The organism is Mycobacterium canetti CIPT 140010059 (assembly GCF_000253375.1).
In the GTDB taxonomy this organism is placed as follows: Bacteria; Actinomycetota; Actinomycetes; order Mycobacteriales; family Mycobacteriaceae; genus Mycobacterium; species Mycobacterium tuberculosis.
This window is the reverse complement of sequence record NC_015848.1, coordinates 3,098,089-3,112,996: the sequence shown is the minus strand read 5'-3', so window position 1 is coordinate 3,112,996 and position 14,908 is coordinate 3,098,089. Positions and strand designations below refer to the sequence as shown.

Sequence of the window (14,908 nt, the reverse complement as noted above, 5' to 3'; positions counted from 1 at the left end):
GAGTAGCGATAAGCCCGGGCAGCCGGCTGGCTGTAGCGCTACCCGATGTTCTACAGCGCGTTGGGCTTGATCCGGAAGGTCGGCCTACAGCGTTGCCTTCAGCGATGGCACCACCAGCGCCACCAGGCCTCGCAAGAGGCCCTTGAACATGTCGTAGACATCGAAGTAGTCCCGCCACAGGGTGATCCGCCCATCGTCCACCTCGAATACGCCGCAGACCCAGAACTGCACCCGCAGCGGTCCGATGATTAGCGCGTCGGTGCGTTCGGTGAGCACCGCGGCGCCGTCGGCGCCGATGCGGTGGATCTTCACCTCGAAGCCGACGCGGCCCTGCATGCGGCGAAGCAGCGTTGCCGTGCGGCGGCCACCGCGGATCCTGGAAAACCCGACGTTCTCATAGACCAGGTCGTCGCCCAGTGCGGCGTCGACGGTGTCGAAGTCTTCGCTCTGCAGGGCGTTGAGGAACGCCTCGACGGCACGAATGGCCTCGGTGGTTTCGGGGGTTTCCGGCGATGTTTCGGTCAGCTCGGCCATGGCTGCCAGCCTACGGCCGGGGCGCTGTGGCAGGGTAGGGCCGATGCGCGTCGCCGTGGTCGCCGGGCCGGATCCCGGGCACTCGTTTCCGGCGATCGCGCTGTGCCAGCGTTTCCGCGCAGCCGGTGACACGCCCACCCTGTTCACCGGGGTGGAATGGCTGGCAGCCGCCCGCGCCGCCGGCATTGACGCCGTCGAGCTGGACGGGCTGGCGGCCACCGACCGCGATCTCGACGCCGGGGCCAGGATCCATCGGCGGGCGGCGCAGATGGCCGTGCTCAACGCGCCGCGGCTGCGGGCTCTGGCACCGGAGCTGGTGGTGTCCGACGTCATCACGGCGTGCGGCGGCATGGCCGCCGAACTGCTAGGGATCCCGTGGGTGGAACTCAACCCGCATCCGCTGTACCTGCCGTCGAAGGGACTGCCGCCGATCGGCAGCGGACTGGCTGCAGGCACCGGTATCCGCGGCCGGCTGCGCGATGCCACCATGCGAGCGCTGACGGGGCGGTCCTGGCGTGCCGGGCTGCGCCAGCGTGCCGCCGTTCGGGTCGAGATCGGATTGCCGGCCCGCGATCCCGGGCCGCTGCGCCGGCTGATCGCCACGCTGCCCGCGCTCGAGGTTCCCCGCCCGGACTGGCCGGCCGAGGCCGTCGTGGTGGGCCCGCTGCATTTCGAGCCGACCGATCGGGTGCTGGCCATCCCCGCCGGCACCGGGCCGGTGGTGGTCGTGGCGCCGTCCACCGCGTTGACCGGGACCGCCGGATTGACGGAGGTCGCGTTGCAGTCTCTGACGCCGGGTGAGACGGTGCCGTCGGGATCGCGCCTGGTGGTGTCGCGTTTGAGCGGAGCCGACCTGACGGTGCCGCCCTGGGCGGTGGCCGGGCTGGGCAGCCAGGCCGAGCTGCTCACGCGGGCCGATCTGGTGATCTGCGGCGGTGGTCATGGGATGGTGGCCAAGACGCTGCTGGCCGGGGTGCCCATGGTGGTGGTTCCCGGTGGCGGGGATCAGTGGGAGATCGCCAACCGGGTAGTCCGGCAGGGTAGCGCGGTGCTGATCCGGCCGTTGACCGCCGACGCGCTGGTGGCGGCGGTCAACGAGGTGTTGTCGTCGCCGAGGTTCCGGGAGGCCGCGCGGCGGGCGGCCGCCAGCGTCGCCGGTGCGGCCGATCCGGTGCGGGTCTGCCACGACGCGCTTGCGTTGGCGGGGTAGCGCGCTGGGTATGTTGGCTGGCGTGCGGCTGACGGAGTTCCACGAGCGGGTAGCCCTGCATTTCGGGGCGGCTTATGGCTCGTCGGTGCTGCTCGATCACGTGCTGACCGGCTTCGACGGCCGTAGCGCCGCCCAGGCCATCGAGGACGGTGTCGAGCCCCGCGACGTCTGGCGGGCATTGTGCGCCGACTTCGACGTTCCCCACGATCGGTGGTGAGGTTGCACATTCGTCAAAGCGGGCAATCGCCGCACTTGCCTCCGGCGGGTACCCGGTAGAACAGGCAGCAGCTGCGACGCCGAAAGGTCAGATCCGGGCCGGTGAGCACGCCGGATCCGGCCAGGCTAGCGGTGTTCAGCAGATCGTCGGTGATCCGGACCAGCCGCGCACGCAAGTCGGGCCGCACCGCCGCCAGGGCGTTCGACGCGCCGACGAGCGCGGACGCGATGTTGCCACACGCGGCGTGTCACACTTGAATCGAACAGGTGTTCGGCTACTGTGGTGATCATTCGGAGCAGCCGACTTGTCAGTGGCTGTCTCTAGTGTCACGGCCAACCGACCGATACCGGTCAATCGAACACCGACCACAGGAGAGGCACCATGACGCAGACCCCCGATCGGGAAAAGGCGCTCGAGCTGGCAGTGGCCCAGATCGAGAAGAGTTACGGCAAAGGTTCGGTGATGCGCCTCGGCGACGAGGCGCGTCAGCCGATTTCGGTCATTCCGACCGGATCCATCGCACTCGACGTGGCCCTGGGCATTGGCGGCCTGCCGCGTGGCCGGGTGATAGAGATATACGGCCCGGAATCTTCGGGTAAGACCACCGTGGCGCTGCACGCGGTGGCCAACGCTCAGGCCGCCGGTGGTGTTGCGGCGTTCATCGACGCCGAGCACGCGCTGGATCCGGACTATGCCAAGAAGCTCGGTGTCGACACCGATTCGCTGCTGGTCAGCCAGCCGGACACCGGGGAACAGGCACTCGAGATCGCCGACATGCTGATCCGCTCGGGTGCGCTTGACATCGTGGTGATCGACTCGGTGGCGGCGCTGGTGCCGCGCGCGGAGCTCGAAGGCGAGATGGGCGACAGCCACGTCGGGCTGCAGGCCCGGCTGATGAGCCAGGCGCTGCGGAAAATGACCGGCGCGCTGAATAATTCGGGCACCACGGCGATCTTCATCAACCAGCTCCGCGACAAGATCGGAGTGATGTTCGGGTCGCCCGAGACGACAACGGGCGGAAAGGCGTTGAAGTTCTACGCGTCGGTGCGCATGGACGTGCGGCGGGTCGAGACGCTCAAGGACGGTACCAACGCGGTCGGCAACCGCACCCGGGTCAAGGTCGTCAAGAACAAGTGCCTCGCAGAGGGCACTCGGATCTTCGATCCGGTCACCGGTACAACGCATCGCATCGAGGATGTTGTCGATGGGCGCAAGCCTATTCATGTCGTGGCTGCCGCCAAGGACGGAACGCTGCATGCGCGGCCCGTGGTGTCCTGGTTCGACCAGGGAACGCAGGATGTGATCGGGTTGCGGATCGCCGGTGGCGCCATCGTGTGGGCGACACCCGATCACAAGGTGCTGACAGAGTACGGCTGGCGTGCCGCCGGGGAACTCCGCAAGGGAGACCGGGTGGCGCAACCGCGACGCTTCGACGGATTCGGTGACAGTGCGCCGATTCCGGCGGATCATGCCCGGCTGCTTGGCTACCTGATCGGAGATGGCAGGGATGGTTGGGTGGGGGGCAAGACTCCGATCAACTTCATCAATGTTCAGCGGGCGCTCATTGACGACGTGACGCGAATCGCTGCGACGCTCGGTTGTGCGGCCCATCCGCAGGGGCGTATCTCACTCGCGATCGCTCATCGACCCGGTGAGCGCAACGGGGTACTGGACCTTTGTCGGCGGGCCGGTGTGCACGGCAAGCTCGCGTGGGAGAAGACGATTCCGAATTGGTTCTTCGAGCCGGACATCGCGGCCGACATTGTCGGCAATCTGCTCTTCGGCCTGTTCGAAAGCGACGGGTGGGTGAGCCGGGAACAGACCGGGGCACTTCGGGTCGGTTACACGACGACCTCTGAACAACTCGCGCATCAGATTCATTGGCTGCTGCTGCGGTTCGGTGTCGGGAGCACCGTTCGAGATTACGATCCGACCCAGAAGCGGCCGAGCATCGTCAACGGTCGACGGATCCAGAGCAAACGTCAAGTGTTCGAGGTCCGGATCTCGGGTATGGATAACGTCACGGCATTCGCGGAGTCAGTTCCCATGTGGGGGCCGCGCGGTGCCGCGCTTATCCAGGCGATTCCAGAAGCCACGCAGGGGCGGCGTCGTGGATCGCAAGCGACATATCTGGCTGCAGAGATGACCGATGCCGTGCTGAATTATCTGGACGAGCGCGGCGTGACCGCGCAGGAGGCCGCGGCCATGATCGGTGTAGCTTCCGGGGACCCCCGCGGTGGAATGAAGCAGGTCTTAGGTGCCAGCCGCCTTCGTCGGGATCGCGTGCAGGCGCTCGCGGATGCCCTGGATGACAAATTCCTGCACGACATGCTGGCGGAAGAACTCCGGTATTCGGTGATCCGAGAAGTGCTGCCAACGCGGCGGGCACGAACGTTCGACCTCGAGGTCGAGGAACTGCACACCCTCGTCGCCGAAGGGGTTGTCGTGCACAACTGTTCGCCCCCCTTCAAGCAGGCCGAGTTCGACATCCTCTACGGCAAGGGAATCAGCAGGGAGGGCTCGCTGATCGACATGGGTGTGGATCAGGGCCTCATCCGCAAGTCGGGTGCCTGGTTCACCTACGAGGGCGAGCAGCTCGGCCAGGGCAAGGAGAATGCCCGCAACTTCTTGGTGGAGAACGCCGACGTGGCTGACGAGATCGAGAAGAAGATCAAGGAAAAGCTTGGCATTGGTGCCGTGGTGACCGATGACCCCTCAAATGACGGTGTCCTGCCCGCCCCCGTCGACTTCTGAGCGCGAAGAGCAGGCGCGGGCACTGTGCCTGCGCCTGCTCACCGCGCGATCCCGCACCCGCGCCGAGTTAGCCGGCCAGCTGGCCAAGCGCGGCTACCCCGAAGACATCGGCAACCGGGTATTGGATCGGCTGGCCGCCGTTGGCCTGGTGGATGACACCGACTTCGCCGAACAATGGGTTCAGTCCAGGCGCGCGAACGCGGGAAAGAGCAAGCGCGCGTTGGCTGCCGAGCTGCACGCCAAGGGCGTCGACGACGACGTGATCACCACGGTGCTCGGGGGCATCGACGCCGGTGCCGAACGGGGGCGGGCGGAAAAGCTGGTACGGGCCAGGCTGCGGCGGGAGGCGCTGATCGACGACGGCACCGACGAAGCGCGGGTGAGCCGCAGGCTGGTGGCGATGTTGGCGCGCCGTGGGTACGGCCAGACCTTGGCGTGCGAGGTGGTTATCGCCGAGCTGGCCGCTGAACGGGAGCGCCGGCGCGTCTAAAGGGATTCGATGGCTAGAGAATGGTCATATTGGACGCGAAACAAACTGGAGATACTTGCCGGGTACCTCCCGGCCTTCAACAGGGCTAGTCAGACTTCCGTGAACGAATTTACCTCGACTTGATGGCGGGCCAGCCCGAGAACATAGACCGCGACACGGGAGAGAAATTTGATGGCTCTTCTCTTATCGCTATGAAAGCCGATCCACTTTTCACGCGGCTCCGGTTTTGCGAGCTTAACCCGCTTGCCTCTGAATTGGACGTCGCCCTTCGGACCCGCTTTCCCGGTGACGGTAGGTACCGCGTTGTGGCCGGCGATTCCAACGTAACAATCGATGAAACACTTGCCGAACTAGGCCCTTGGCGGTGGGCGCCCACCTTCGCTTTCATCGACCAACAGGCCGCTGAAGTCCATTGGGAAACGATCAATAAGGTCGCCGCCTTTCGCCAGAACCCTCGTAACCTCAAGACCGAACTATGGATGTTGATGGCACCCACCATGATCGCGCGGGGCGTGAAGGGCACGAACGCGGAACTGTTTATCGAGCAGGTCACCCGCATGTACGGAGACGCGGATTGGAAGCGGATACAGGCAGCGCGATGGCGCCACCATCTAACTGCGCCTGCCTACCGTGCCGAGATGGTTAATCTCATGCGCGTCAAGCTGGAGTATGAGCTGGGATACAAGTATTCGCATCGAATTCCCATGCAGATGCACAATAAGGTCACAATCTTTGACATGGTGTTCGCGACCGATCACTGGGCCGGAGATGCGATCATGTGCCACCTGTACAACCGGGCGGCTCAAAAGGAGCCAGAGATGATGCGGCAAGCCAAGAGCGCGAAACAGCAGAAGGAGTCCGAGGACCGTGGCGAGATGGGATTATTCAGCGTTGGCGAACTAGCTGTCCAGGATTCGAACGCTGGGCAGATTCTGTGGGCGCCGTCGCCAACATGGGATCCGCGTGCACGCGGCTGGTGGTCCGAGGATCCGGGTTTCTAATCTCAATAAGCGGCATTTCATCCCAACAACGTCCGTCGAGTTCACGTCCAAATGCCTTTGGTGTTCTACCGCCCCATTGCTTGAAGAAGAATGGGACATCAGCGGCAGTGCAGGTATCGCGAATATGGCGAACCCATTGTGGATCGATCGGGCGGAAATTCGGACCAGATTCGCCTCCGGCGATAACCCAATCAATCGAACCTAGATTTATTCCGTCCAGGGGCCCGAGTAATGGCTCGCAGGAGAGGAACCTTACTGCTGCGGGCACCTGTCGTAGGTCCTCGATACGGCGGAAGGCGTCGACATTTTCCACCGACACCCCCATCCAAACGTTCGACGGCCACTCCAGCTTGTGAGCGAGGCGACGCAGTCGCAGGCTGCGCTTGGTCAAGATCTGGTAAGTGTGCTGTGGTGTAGCTCGCATCACCTCGAACACTTCCCTAATGAACCAGAGCGCCACCCTGGCGTGAAATAGGTCCGCCATCGAGTTCACGAACACTGTGCGGGGGCTTCGCCACCGGAACGGCTCGTCAAGACTGCGGGGATGGATGGTGACGCCAAATCCCGGACCGGAGGTTCTGGGGTCACCATCGGTTTGATACTTGTCGGAGCCCATCGCCTTTAGCCGCTTCGCTAACGTCATTGCGTAGCAGTGGTCACATCCCGGCGATACACGGTCGCATCCGGTGACCGGGTTCCAGGTTGCCCCCGTCCATTCGATCGCTGAGCGATCCGACATTATCGATTCCCTTCATGACGTTTGTCCGCGCCGAGCACCCGGTCCCCGATGCTAGACAGCGGCTCCGACAAGTCTGGTCTGTGGCATAAGCGATGCTTTAGAGGCAAGCGAGCCATAGTGTCGGTGACGACGCGACTACCTCATGCGCGTGGCCGACTTCTTCGAGCCGGTGTGCAGCGAAGCCGTGATCGGCCACCGTGTCGAGCGCGTCCCCGCTAGCCCGATGCTGCGACGAGGCGACACCATCCGCTGGGCCGCGAGCCGCCCGGTCGCCGTACCATGGCCCCGTGACTTCGATGGTGGCGCACGATGCCGCCGCGGGGGTGACCGGCGAGGGCGCCGGGCCGCCCGTGCGGCGAGCGCCAGCGCGCACCTATCAGGTCCGCACCTACGGCTGTCAGATGAACGTCCACGACTCCGAGCGGCTGGCGGGCCTGCTGGAAGCGGCCGGCTACCGGAGGGCGACCGACGGTTCCGAGGCCGACGTCGTGGTGTTCAACACCTGCGCCGTCCGCGAGAACGCCGACAACAGGCTGTACGGCAACCTCAGCCATCTGGCCCCGCGCAAGCGCGCCAATCCCGACATGCAAATCGCGGTCGGTGGCTGCCTGGCGCAAAAAGACCGCGACGCCGTGCTGCGCAGGGCGCCGTGGGTAGACGTTGTCTTCGGCACCCACAACATCGGGTCGCTGCCCACGCTGCTGGAGCGCGCCCGGCACAACAAGGTCGCCCAGGTCGAAATCGCCGAGGCGCTGCAACAGTTCCCGTCGTCGCTGCCCAGCTCCCGCGAATCTGCCTATGCCGCGTGGGTTTCCGTCTCCGTGGGCTGCAACAACAGCTGCACCTTCTGCATCGTTCCGTCGTTGCGGGGCAAAGAGGTCGATCGTGCTCCGGCCGACATCCTGGCCGAGGTGCGGTCCTTGGTGAACGACGGTGTGCTCGAAGTCACCCTGCTCGGCCAAAACGTCAACGCCTACGGCGTCTCGTTCGCCGACCTCGCATTGCCCCGTAATCGGGGAGCTTTCGCCGAGTTGCTGCGGGCCTGCGGAGACATCGACGGGCTGGAGCGGGTCCGGTTCACCTCCCCACACCCGGCCGAATTCACCGACGACGTCATCGAGGCGATGGCGCAGACGCGCAACGTCTGCCCCGCGCTGCACATGCCGCTACAGTCCGGATCCGACCGGATCCTGCGCGCGATGCGGCGGTCCTATCGTGCCGAGCGCTACCTCGGCATCATCGAGCGCGTGCGGGCGGCCATCCCGCATGCCGCGATTACCACCGATCTGATCGTCGGTTTCCCCGGGGAGACCGAAGAGGACTTCGCGGCCACGCTCGACGTGGTGCGCCGGGCCCGCTTCGCGGCCGCATTTACCTTCCAATACTCCAAGCGGCCCGGGACACCGGCCGCGCAACTCGACGGACAGCTGCCGAAAGCCGTTGTGCAGGAACGCTATGAACGCCTGATCGCGCTGCAGGAGCAAATCTCGCTGGAAGCCAACCGCGCCCTGGTCGGGCAGGCCGTCGAGGTGCTGGTGGCCACCGGGGAAGGGCGCAAGGACACCGTCACGGCGCGCATGAGCGGGCGGGCGCGCGACGGGCGCCTGGTGCACTTCACCGCCGGCCAGCCGCGCGTGCGTCCCGGCGACGTCATCACCACGAAGGTCACCGAAGCGGCGCCGCACCACCTCATCGCCGACGCCGGCGTCCTGACCCACCGCCGCACCCGCGCCGGCGACGCGCACACCGCCGGGCAGCCGGGGCGCGCCGTCGGCCTGGGCATGCCTGGGGTCGGGCTGCCGGTCAGCGCGGCCAAGCCCGGAGGATGCAGATGATGAGCCACGAACACGACGCCGGGGATCTCGACGCCCTCCGCGCTGAGATCGAGGCGGCAGAACGCCGCGTTGCGCGCGAAATCGAGCCAGGCGCGAGGGCTTTGGTTGTCGCAATCCTGGTGTTCGTGCTGTTGGGGTCGTTTATCCTGCCGCATACCGGAAGCGTGCGCGGCTGGGATGTGTTGTTCAGCAGCCACGGCGCCGGCAGGGCCGCCGTCGCGCTGCCCTCGCGGGTATTCGCCTGGTTGGCGCTGGTGTTCGGCGTTGGCTTCTCGATGCTGGCGTTGCTCACCCGGCGGTGGGCGCTGGCTTGGGTGGCGCTGGCGGGTTCGGCGATGGCCAGCGGTACCGGGCTGCTGGCCGTATGGTCGCGTCAGACGGTCGCCGCCGGTCATCCCGGCCCCGGTATCGGGCTCATCGTCGCCTGGATCACCGCGATCGTGTTGACATTCCACTGGGCCCAGGTGGTGTGGTCGCGCACCATCGTGCAGCTCGCAGCCGAGGAGCGGCGTCGCCGCGTCGTCGCGCAACAACAGTGCAAGACGCTGCTGGACCACGTGCAAACGGACTCCGAGGCCGGGACAACGCCCGACCGCGGCACCGACCGTTAGGGGCGTCGGGTCAACGCGTCGGCGGCTGCCTCGGCCCACTGCCGCCATTGTTCGGCGTTCGCCTTCGCCTCGTCGGCTTCCTTGGTGCGACCGGCCGCTGCTGCCTTCTCGGCCTGGTGTTCAAACTGCTCGGCCCGGGCGCGGAACTGCTCGGCGCGGGCCCGCGCCTGCGGGTCGGACCAATCCGCTTCGCCGGCTTCTCGCACCTTTTTCTCGACCGCGCGTAGTCGCCGCTCCAGCTCCGCGGCCCGCTCCCGCGACACCTTGCCGATCGCGTCCCACTTCTCGGCGATCGACCGCAGCGCTGCTCGAGCGGCCTCGTGGTTTGTCGTGTCGAGCCGCTCCGCTTCGGCCAGCAGCGCCTCCTTGGCGTCGGCATTGGCTCGCAACTCGGCCTCCTTCTCGGCGGTGGCGGCATTGCGAGCCGTGAAGAAGGAGTCCTGCGCGGCCTTGAAGCGACGCCACAGGGCGTCGTCCACATCCTTGCTCGCGCGTCCCGCCGCTTTCCAGTCGGCGAGCAGCTTGCGGAACTCCGCGCTGGTGGCGGTCCAGTCCGTCGACTCGGACAACTCCTCGGCCCGTTCACAAAGCCGTTCCTTGCTTTGCCGGACGCCGGATCGCTCACGGTCCAATTCGGCGAAGTGGGACCCTCGCCGCCGGTTGAACGTATCGCGGGCCGTCGAGTAGCGCTTCCACAGCGCGTCATCGACCTTGCGGTCCACACCGCTAATCGTCTTCCATTCATCGAGGATTGCCCGCAGCCGGTCACCGGCGACCTTCCATTGTGTCGCGTTGGCGGCCAGCTCCTCGGCTTCGGCGGCCAGCGCCTCTTTACGGGCGGTCTGGGCGGCTCGATGTTCCTCGCGTCTGGAGCGGTCGGCGGCAGCGATGACCTCCGCGCGATCACGAATGCTTGTCAACCGGTCTGCCAGCGCGTCGACATCGCCCAGCACGCATGCCGTCGGCAACGTTTCGGCCAGCGCGATCGCATGGGCTTTGATCTTGCGTGCGTCGCCGGTGCCGGACGCCAACCGCTCGTCCATCAGCATGATTTCGGTGCTCAGGTCATCGAATCGCCTGCCGAAATGGGCAAACGCGGCTTCGGGATCGCCGGCCTGCCAGGAGCCGACGATACGCTCGCCGCTCGCACTGACCAGCCACACCGTGCCGTCGTCGTCGATACGGCCGAAACGGTGCGGGTCGCTGGGAGGGTGCGCACCCACCGGGTAGGAGGTGGGTCGCGGCACCGGCCGGGGGCCGGGACGCGGTCCCGGGCGGGGCACCGGCGTGGCAGCCGGTTGGGGGGCCGACCCGGACGAATCGTCGCTGCGGGGCTCGTCGGCCGTCATGCGCTTGTCACCTACCTTGCAACCCTTCGCGCGTATGCCGCGCATCTGCCGCGCGAAGCGGCACCGATGTGGTCGGCCCGATGCCCTCACCCGGTCCTGCCACCGTTTCCAACAGTATTGAAGCAAGTATTGAGGCCGCTTGACAGACTGTTCGTCGCGATATTTGCCGATCGTGGGTGTCATGGCCCTGTGCTTTTCCGCCATCCGTAGAGCTGATCGAGGTCGGGGTCCAGCTGCCGCCGGTAGTAAGGGGCCGAACCGAGCTGTTACTCGCGCACCTCCCGTGGAAGCGCTGAGGGCCGTAAGCAACGGTCAATTGCACGGCCGACCCGCCGACCGCACTTGGGGCCGAGCCACCATGATGGCAATTCCTCATCAATCCCGGCGCAGCGAATATGCCGCAGAATTCCGAAGCCGATGACGAAGCACGCGTCTGCGCGCAACGTTTTGTTGTGATATTTGTCTGGCGCCAGTTCATCATCATTGAACAACTGCTTAAATCGAGATGTATCAGTCAGCTTCCGGGCCGAATGTCGGTGGGAGGTCACCTATGGCCAGCGTCGAATTCGCGACCATTCTGGCGCTGGGCGCCGCGTTGCTGGCCGGGATCGGGTATGTGACACTTCAGCGGTCCGCGCGACAGGTCACCGCTGAAGAATATGTCGGCCATTTCACGTTGTTCCACCTCTCTTTGCGTCACGCTCTGTGGTGGCTGGGCAGCCTGGCCGCAGTCGCCAGTTTCACCCTGCAGGCCATTGCGCTGACGATGGGTTCGGTGGTGTTGGTGCAGTCGCTGCAGGCCACCGCACTGTTGTTCGCGCTGCTGATCGATGCTCGGTTGACTCATCACCGCTGTACTCCCAGGGAGTGGATGTGGGCGGTATTGCTGGCCGGCGCGGTGGCCGTCATCGTCATGTCGGGCAACCCGGCGGCCGGCACTACTCGGGCCCCCTTCTCGACCTGGGCGGTGGTTGCTGTCGTGGTTGTTCCGGCGGTGGTGCTTTGTGTGGTTGGTGCACGGATTGCCTCGGGTTCGCTGTCCGCGGTGCTGCTGGCGGTGGCGTCGTCGGCAACGTTGGCGGTATTCACCGTGCTGACCAAAGGGGTCGTGACGGAGCTCGGCGAGGGGTTCGCGACACTGATCCGGACCCCCGAGTTGTATGCCTGGATCCTGGTTCTACCGATCGGGCTGATGCTTCAGCAGTCGTCGTTGCGGGTGGGCGCGCTAACCGCCTCGTTGCCGACGATCACCGTGGCGAGGCCGGTGATCGCTTCGGTGCTGGGGATCACCGTGCTCGATGAGGTGCTGCACACCGGCCGGGTGGCCCTGGTCGCGCTGGTGGCAGCGGTAGTGGTGGTGGTTGTCGCGACCGTAGCCTTGGCCCGTGACGAGGTCGCGATGATGACGGTTTCCGCCGGCGAATTGGGGGCCGCGGGCCAGCTTGCGGTTCGTTGACCGTCTCTGGCCAATGAGCGCGGGACAGTGTCGGCCTCTCAGCACGGTCTCTTTGCAGCCGTTGCTCCACGAGGCCGAATCCGCCCGCCAAGGCGTTAGCTTTGTGTTGTGTTGAGCGCCATCGGGATCGTTCCGTCCGCGCCGGTGTTGGTTCCCGAACTGGCCGGAGCCGCCGCTGCCGAGCTGGCCGATTTGGGGGCCGCGGTGATCGCGGCGGCCTCCTTGTTGCCGAAAAGCTGGATTGCTGTCGGAACCGGGCGCGCCGACGACGTCGTGCGCCCCACCGACGTCGGCACCTTTGCGGGCTTCGGCGCCGACGTGCGAGTCGGGCTCGCGCCGCAGGACGGTGACGGAGTTGCCGTTCCGGTGGAATTACCCCTGTGTGCGCTACTTACCGCCTGGGTACGGGGCCAGGCCCGGCCTGAGGCCAGGGCACAGGTCCACGTCTATGCCAGCGACCACGGTTCCGATGCCGCGGTGGCACGTGGCAGGCAACTGCGAGCCGACATCGACCGGGAGCCCGATCCGATCGGGGTACTAGTCGTCGCCGACGGCCTGAACACCCTGACGCCCCGCGCTCCCGGCGGCTATGACCCCGACGGCGCCGGTATGCAGCGGGCTCTCGACGACGCGTTGGCCAGCGGCGACCTCGCCGTCTTGACCCGGCTGCCCGCACAGGTGCTTGGGCGGGTGGCATTTCAGGTGCTGGCCGGCCTGGCCGAGCCAGGACCGCGATCGGCCAAGGAGTTCTACCGAGGAGCGCCACACGGCGTGGGGTATTTCGCCGGTGTCTGGCAGCCGTGAGACCGTTGGCGATTATCGGACCGACGGGCGCCGGCAAGTCCCAGTTGGCGCTCGACGTCGCCGCGCGGCTCGGCGCCAGGGTGAGCGTGGAGATCGTGAACGCCGACGCGATGCAGCTGTATCGCGGCATGGACATCGGGACGGCGAAGCTGCCCGTCAGCGAGCGCCGTGGCATCCCGCATCATCAACTCGATGTCCTGGATGTCACCGAAACCGCGACCGTGGCGCGCTACCAGCGGGCCGCCGCGGCGGACATCGAGGCGATCGCAGCCCGGGGAGCGGTGCCGGTCGTGGTGGGCGGCTCGATGCTGTATGTCCAATCCCTGCTCGACGACTGGTCGTTTCCCGCAACCGATCCTTCAGTACGCGCGAGATGGGAGCGGCGTCTGGCCGAGGTCGGGGTGGATCGGCTGCACGCCGAGTTAGCCCGCCGAGACCCGGCTGCAGCCGCGGCAATCCTGCCCACAGATGCCCGGCGCACGGTGCGGGCGCTCGAGGTGGTCGAACTCACCGGGCAGCCATTTGCCGCGTCCGCGCCACGCATCGGTGCGCCGCGGTGGGACACGGTTATCGTCGGGTTGGACTGTCAGACAACGATTCTCGACGAGCGGTTGGCCCGTCGCACCGACCTGATGTTTGATCAGGGCCTGGTTGAAGAGGTACGCACCCTGCTCCGCAATGGTCTGCGCGAGGGGGTCACCGCGTCACGCGCGCTGGGCTACGCGCAGGTAATAGCCGCTCTGGACGCTGGTGCTGGAGCTGACATGATGCGCGCCGCGCGGGAGCAGACGTACCTGGGCACCCGCCGCTACGTGCGACGGCAGCGGTCCTGGTTTCGCCGAGACCACCGGGTGCACTGGCTCGACGCCGGTGTGGCCAGCTCACCGGACCGCGCACGACTGGTCGACGACGCCGTGCGGTTATGGCGGCACGTAACCTGATCTGGTGATTGAGGAGTGGCGCAGATGATCTTCGCGAAGGGCCACGGTACCCAGAACGACTTCGTGTTGCTGCCTGACGTCGACGCCGAGTTGGTGCTCACCGCTGCCCGGGTGGCGGCATTGTGCGACCGGCGGAAGGGGCTGGGCGCCGACGGGGTGTTGCGGGTTACGACCGCCGGAGCCGCCCAGGCGGTAGGAGTGCTGGACAGCCTGCCCGAGGGTGTCCGCGTGACCGACTGGTACATGGATTACCGCAACGCCGACGGGTCGGCAGCCCAGATGTGCGGCAACGGTGTGCGAGTGTTCGCGCACTACTTGCGTGCCAGTGGCCTGGAGGTTCGCGACGAGTTCGTCGTAGGGTCACTGGCCGGACCGCGACCAGTCACCTGCCACCACGTCGAGGCGGCCTACGCCGACGTCTCCGTCGACATGGGCAAGGCCAACAGATTGGGCGCAGGGGAGGCTGTTGTTGGTGGCAGGCGGTTTCACGGCCTGGCCGTCGATGTGGGTAACCCGCATCTGGCGTGCGTGGATTCCCAGCTGACCGTCGACGGCCTGGCGGCATTGGACGTGGGTGCGCCGGTGAGTTTCGATGGTGCGCAGTTCCCCGACGGGGTCAATGTCGAGGTACTCACCGCGCCGGTCGACGGGGCGGTCTGGATGCGGGTTCACGAACGCGGCGTGGGGGAAACCCGCTCGTGTGGCACCGGGACGGTTGCGGCCGCGGTCGCCGCGTTGGCGGCGGTGGGCTCGCCGACCGGAACGCTCACCGTGCACGTGCCGGGCGGAGAGGTCGTGGTTACCGTCACCGATGCCACGAGCTTCCTGCGTGGGCCGTCAGTGTTGGTGGCCCGCGGAGATCTCGCTGACGATTGGTGGAACGCGATGGGGTGATCCCACGCAGCGGCTTATGCCGGCAAATTCAGATGCGCGGCCAGCTGCCACGTGCCACCATCGGGTACTGGCT

Annotated in this window: 15 protein-coding genes and 1 pseudogene; 11 read left to right on the top strand and 5 right to left on the bottom strand. The window is 66.3% G+C overall.

Going from position 1 to position 14,908, the window contains the following annotated elements; all coding sequences use genetic code 11:
- Window positions 1-84: 84 nt before the first annotated feature.
- Window positions 85-534 (bottom strand): epoxide hydrolase, encoded by a 450-nt coding sequence (gene ephG, locus MCAN_RS14520; protein WP_014001402.1) that lies wholly within the window; start codon window positions 532-534, stop codon window positions 85-87.
- 43 nt (window positions 535-577) lie between these two features.
- On the opposite strand from ephG, the gene MCAN_RS14515 reads away from it, so the two are divergent.
- Window positions 578-1,744 (top strand): glycosyltransferase, encoded by a 1,167-nt coding sequence (locus MCAN_RS14515; protein WP_014001401.1) that lies wholly within the window; start codon window positions 578-580, stop codon window positions 1,742-1,744.
- A 22-nt stretch (window positions 1,745-1,766) separates the two neighbouring features.
- Window positions 1,767-1,961 carry a DUF3046 domain-containing protein gene (locus tag MCAN_RS14510; protein ID WP_031680673.1) on the top strand — a complete coding sequence of 65 codons (195 nt, stop codon included), beginning with the start codon at window positions 1,767-1,769 and terminating at the stop codon, window positions 1,959-1,961.
- A 13-nt stretch (window positions 1,962-1,974) separates the two neighbouring features.
- Here the strand turns inward: MCAN_RS14510 and MCAN_RS14505 are convergent, their stop codons facing one another.
- Entirely contained in the window at window positions 1,975-2,148 is a 174-nt protein-coding gene (locus tag MCAN_RS14505) for a (2Fe-2S)-binding protein (RefSeq protein WP_003414008.1), read from the bottom strand.
- A 194-nt stretch (window positions 2,149-2,342) separates the two neighbouring features.
- On the opposite strand from MCAN_RS14505, the gene recA reads away from it, so the two are divergent.
- The 3 genes and pseudogenes from recA (at window position 2,343) to MCAN_RS14490 (ending at window position 6,206) form a co-directional block, all read left to right on the top strand.
- Entirely contained in the window at window positions 2,343-4,715 is a 2,373-nt protein-coding gene (gene recA, locus MCAN_RS14500; protein ID WP_014001400.1) for an intein-containing recombinase RecA, read from the top strand.
- Window positions 4,681-5,205, top strand: a complete 525-nt coding sequence (gene recX, locus MCAN_RS14495; protein ID WP_014001399.1) for a recombination regulator RecX — start codon at window positions 4,681-4,683, stop codon at window positions 5,203-5,205. Before recA ends, recX begins: the two co-directional genes overlap by 35 nt.
- Window positions 5,206-5,214: 9 nt before the next feature.
- Window positions 5,215-6,206: pseudogene (locus tag MCAN_RS14490) on the top strand (three-Cys-motif partner protein TcmP).
- On the opposite strand, the gene MCAN_RS21750 reads toward MCAN_RS14490, so the two are convergent.
- The gene (locus MCAN_RS21750; RefSeq protein WP_003899455.1) at window positions 6,091-6,945 is read right to left on the bottom strand and encodes a DUF5131 family protein; all 855 of its coding nucleotides are present in this window, start codon (window positions 6,943-6,945) and stop codon (window positions 6,091-6,093) included. The pseudogene MCAN_RS14490 and the gene MCAN_RS21750 overlap by 116 nt on opposite strands.
- 296 nt (window positions 6,946-7,241) lie before the next feature.
- Between MCAN_RS21750 and miaB the strand changes: the two genes are divergently transcribed.
- Entirely contained in the window at window positions 7,242-8,780 is a 1,539-nt protein-coding gene (gene miaB, locus MCAN_RS14485) for a tRNA (N6-isopentenyl adenosine(37)-C2)-methylthiotransferase MiaB (protein WP_014001398.1), read from the top strand.
- Window positions 8,777-9,391, top strand: coding sequence for an Rv2732c family membrane protein (locus tag MCAN_RS14480; protein WP_003413999.1), 615 nt, complete (start codon window positions 8,777-8,779; stop codon window positions 9,389-9,391). The genes miaB and MCAN_RS14480 overlap by 4 nt, the downstream gene beginning before the upstream one ends.
- Here MCAN_RS14480 and MCAN_RS14475 read toward each other — a convergent pair.
- Together MCAN_RS14475 and MCAN_RS14470 are read right to left on the bottom strand one after the other, a co-directional pair.
- Entirely contained in the window at window positions 9,388-10,740 is a 1,353-nt protein-coding gene (locus MCAN_RS14475) for a DUF349 domain-containing protein (protein WP_003413997.1), read from the bottom strand. The genes MCAN_RS14480 and MCAN_RS14475 overlap by 4 nt on opposite strands.
- Before the next feature lie 7 nt (window positions 10,741-10,747).
- A complete protein-coding gene (locus MCAN_RS14470) occupies window positions 10,748-11,224 on the bottom strand; it encodes a hypothetical protein (RefSeq protein ID WP_003901458.1) in 477 nt (158 codons plus the stop codon).
- A 66-nt stretch (window positions 11,225-11,290) separates the two neighbouring features.
- On the opposite strand from MCAN_RS14470, the gene MCAN_RS14465 reads away from it, so the two are divergent.
- The 4 genes from MCAN_RS14465 to dapF all read left to right on the top strand — a co-directional run bounded on the left by MCAN_RS14465 (window position 11,291) and on the right by dapF (window position 14,835).
- Window positions 11,291-12,196 (top strand): DMT family transporter, encoded by a 906-nt coding sequence (locus MCAN_RS14465; RefSeq protein ID WP_003413995.1) that lies wholly within the window; start codon window positions 11,291-11,293, stop codon window positions 12,194-12,196.
- A 108-nt stretch (window positions 12,197-12,304) separates the two neighbouring features.
- Window positions 12,305-13,000, top strand: a complete 696-nt coding sequence (locus tag MCAN_RS14460) for a class III extradiol ring-cleavage dioxygenase family protein (RefSeq protein WP_003899452.1) — start codon at window positions 12,305-12,307, stop codon at window positions 12,998-13,000.
- Window positions 12,997-13,941: a tRNA (adenosine(37)-N6)-dimethylallyltransferase MiaA gene (gene miaA / locus MCAN_RS14455; protein ID WP_003413989.1), complete on the top strand. Its 945-nt coding sequence runs from the start codon at window positions 12,997-12,999 to the stop codon at window positions 13,939-13,941. The genes MCAN_RS14460 and miaA overlap by 4 nt, the downstream gene beginning before the upstream one ends.
- 24 nt (window positions 13,942-13,965) lie before the next feature.
- The gene (dapF, locus tag MCAN_RS14450) at window positions 13,966-14,835 is read left to right on the top strand and encodes a diaminopimelate epimerase (RefSeq protein WP_003413987.1); all 870 of its coding nucleotides are present in this window, start codon (window positions 13,966-13,968) and stop codon (window positions 14,833-14,835) included.
- Window positions 14,836-14,908 lie beyond the last annotated feature (73 nt).